Raw genomic sequence first — 3,579 nt, 5'->3', positions numbered from 1 at the left:
GGCTCCCGGGGACGCGGGTGGCCTCGCGGCCCCGCACCGCTGGCGCCGCACGCCGGCCCCGACGCCGGACGCGTCGGCCTGAACGGCCACGTTGCCCTCAATCGCCGGGCAGGCTTGATTCGGCGGCCTCCGCCGCCCAAGGTGTCCTCACTCGCCGGACGGGCTTGAAGTGGCCGATGCCGGGTGCCCTCAGTCGCCGGGCGGGCTTGATGTGGCCGGTGCTTGAGGACACCCACAGCCCGGGGCACCGCTACGCGGAGTCTCGTACCACCAGGGTCGGTTCGTAGATCACCGATGTGACCGGGAGGGTGGGCCGGGCCAGGCGGTCCAGCAGCAGGTCCACCATCGCGCCGGCCATCTCCTCCACCGGCTGCCGCACCGTCGTCAGCGGTGGGCGGCACGCCGCCGCCACCCCGTTGTCGTCGAAGCCGATCACCGCGACGTCCTCCGGCACCCGCCGTCCGTGCTCGCGCAGCACATGGCACGCGCCCACCGCCATCAGGTCGTTCGCAGCGAACACCCCGTCCAGGTCCGGGTGTTCCGCCAGCAGCCGCGCCATCGCCACCTCGCCGCTCTCCTGGCTGAACCGCCCCTCGACCGCCGGCACCTCGGGACGGCCCCGGCGCGCCAGCGTCTCGCGGAAGCCCGTCAGCCGGTCCTGCCCCACCGGGGCCTCCAGCGGCCCGGTGATCGTGACGATCCGCCGGCACCCCCGCTCCAGCAGCCGCTCCGCGGCCAGCCGCGCGCCGTCGCGCTGGGCCAGGTCCACGTAGCTGATCCGTACCGGCCGGGTCGGCCTGCCGTACAGCACCGCCGAGAGCCCCGCCTCGGTGAGCAGCGACGGCAGCGGATCCTCGGCGTGGGCCGAGACGACCAGCGCGCCGTCCGTGTTCCCCTGGCGGATGTACGAGACGACCTCGTCGCGGGCCCGCGCCGTCCCCGCGAACATCAGCATCGGGTACATGCCGCGCGGCCGGAGGTGGTTGACGACCCCCGTCACCACCCGGCCGAAGAACGGGTCCGCCGAGACCCGGGCGGTGAAGGAGACGCTCCCGCCGTCGGTCTCCTCGTCGTCCTCGTCCGCGCCCCCGGCGTCCCGCCCGGCTGAGGCGGGAGCGGGCTCCTCGATCGCGTCGTCCGCCGCCGCCCCCGAGACGACCAGGGCGATGGCGTCCGCGCGCCGGGTGACCAGCGAACGGGCCGCGCGGTTGGGCGTGTAGCCCGTGGCGGCGACGGCCTGCCGTACCGCTTCCTGTATCGCGGGATCGACATTGCGCACCCCGTTGACCACCCGGGAGACCGTGGCGCGGGAGACTCCGGCCGCGCGTGCCACGTCCTCCAGGGTGGGCGCGGCGGCCGATCGTACGTCTTCCGTCATGGCCCCATTTGTAGCACCAGACGGAGAGCGCTCTCGTAGGGGGCGTATACGGCGGAAAGAGGGCGAGCGGAGCGTGAGCTCTTGTCACCGTCCGTGCGACTCCCTTAAGTTGGCGGCTTGCGACGTGTCCTACCTGTCAACGGGGGAGCAAGCCATGGCCGCTAACGGTCGGCACCGCAGGTACCAGCCGAGCCGCATCAACCGCGTCTCGCTGAGCGTGACGGCGGGTGGCGCGGGCATGGCGCTGCCGCTCATCGCCGCCGGGACGGGGCACGCCGCGTCCGTGGACGTCTGGGAGAAGGTCGCGGCCTGCGAGTCGAGCGGCGACTGGAACATCAACACGGGCAACAGCTACTACGGCGGCCTCCAGTTCACCCAGTCCACCTGGGAGGCGTACGGCGGCCGGAGCTTCGCCCCGCGCGCCGATCTGGCCACCAAGGACCAGCAGATAGCCGTGGCCGAGAAGGTCCTCAAGGGGCAGGGTCCGCGCGCCTGGCCCGCCTGCTCGGTGAAGGCGGGGCTGACCCGCGGCGGGGACGCCCCCGACATCACGCCCGGAGGCGCGACCCGCGCCGCGCCCGTGGAGACGAAGGCCCGGACGAAGGCCCAGTCGAAGACCCCGCCGAAGACCCGGCCCGAGAACAAGGCCACCTCGCCGACGTCCGTGCCCACCCACCGCGAGGGGTACACCGTCGCCCGGGGCGACTCGCTCTCCGAGATAGCCGTGGACGAGTCCGTCAAGGGCGGCTGGCAGCGGCTGTACGAGGACAACCGCCGCGTCATCGGCAGTGACCCGGACCTGATCTTCCCGGGCCAGAAGCTCGTCCTCCAGGCCCCGGCCAGGAGTGCCGCTCCCGCCACCGAGCCGAAGGCGGAGCCGGCCGAGCGGCCGGCGCAGGCCGCGAAGCCGAAGACGGTGGAGCGGCCGAGGACCGCCGAGAAGCCGAAGACGGCCGAGAAGCCGAAGACGGCCGAACCGAAGCGGACGGTCAAGCCGAAGCCGGAGGAGAAGCGCAGGACCGAGGCGCCCACCCGGGCCAGCACGCAGACCACCGGCGGAGCCACCGCCCCGGTGGCCGCGTCGACCGGCACGCCGTACCACCGGGCCGGTGCCTGGGCGAGCGGCTACCACACGGGTGTCGACTTCCCCGTCCCCACCGGCACGTCGGTGAAGGCCGCCGCCGCCGGGCACGTCGTCTCGGCCGGCTGGGCGGGGGCGTACGGCTACGAGGTCGTCATCCGGCACGCGGACGGCAAGTACAGCCAGTACGCGCACCTGTCCGCGCTGACGGTACGGGCCGGCCAGCAGGTGAGCGGCGGCCAGCGGATCGCCCGGTCAGGATCCACCGGCAACAGCACGGGACCGCACCTGCACTTCGAGGTGCGTACGGGGCCGGGCTACGGCACCGACATCGACCCCCTCGCCTGGCTGCGGGCGCGCGGCGTCCGCATCTGACGACCGCTTCCCCTCGGGCGGCTGCCCCTCCGGCCGCCGCCCCTCCGGTCCCTTCCCGTCGGGCCGTGTGCCGTCCGCACGCGGCCCGTTCGGCAGGGTGCCGTCCTGACGGGTGCCGTCGGAGGCTATGTCCTCCGGTTGTACGTCCTCCGGGCGCGCCCCGTCCGAAGGACCCCCGCGACGGGGCCCTGGCCCCTCCGGCGCGGACGGCGGCGCCGAGGGCTCGTCCCGCGGCTCCCGTGACGACCCCAGCCGCTCCGTGGTGAGCAGGATCAGCCCGCCCGCCGCGACCACCCCCGAGCCCAGCGCCAGCACCGTGCCCGGCACGCCGTACCGGAAGGTCTCGCCGAACAGCGTGATGCCCACCGCCGCGGCCACCACCGGATTGACGACCGTGACCGTCGCCAGCGGGGCGGCCAGGCCCGCGCCCCGGTACGACGCCTGGGAGAGCATCAGGCCCGTGGCCGCCAGCACCCCGATCACCAGCAGGCTCGGCACCTGCACGGTCGTGGAGTCCGAGGTCCAGTCCACCGCGACCGTCTTCGTGAAGACCGACGCGATGCCGAACGCGACACCGCCCGCGCCGGCGAGCAGCATGCTCCGTACGATCGGCCGCCGCACCAGCTGCGCGACCAGGAAGAGCAGCCCGACCGCCCCGAACGTCGCCGCCCCGAGGATCAGCCGCTCCGTCGCGCCGAGGGAGTGCGAGTCGGTGCCGCCGGTCAGGGCCAGCAGCCCCGCCAGC

General features: G+C 74.2%; 2 protein-coding genes and 1 pseudogene. 1 reads left to right on the top strand and 2 read right to left on the bottom strand.

What is annotated here, in order from left to right; translation table 11 throughout:
- Nucleotides 1-250: 250 nt before the first annotated feature.
- Entirely contained in the window at nucleotides 251-1,378 is a 1,128-nt protein-coding gene (locus GT042_RS11330) for a LacI family DNA-binding transcriptional regulator (protein WP_161308586.1), read from the bottom strand.
- 154 nt (nucleotides 1,379-1,532) lie between these two features.
- On the opposite strand from GT042_RS11330, the gene GT042_RS11325 reads away from it, so the two are divergent.
- Complete coding sequence (locus GT042_RS11325) at nucleotides 1,533-2,834, top strand: transglycosylase family protein (protein ID WP_161308585.1); 1,302 nt, start codon at nucleotides 1,533-1,535, stop codon at nucleotides 2,832-2,834.
- Here the strand turns inward: GT042_RS11325 and GT042_RS38130 are convergent.
- Nucleotides 2,715-3,579, bottom strand: a pseudogene (locus GT042_RS38130) (hypothetical protein); the annotation flags it as partial. The gene GT042_RS11325 and the pseudogene GT042_RS38130 overlap by 120 nt on opposite strands.

Origin of the sequence: Streptomyces sp. SID3212 (assembly GCF_009865405.1) — a bacterium.
Taxonomy (GTDB): domain Bacteria; phylum Actinomycetota; class Actinomycetes; order Streptomycetales; family Streptomycetaceae; genus Streptomyces.
This window is presented reverse-complemented; position numbering and strand designations above follow the sequence as displayed.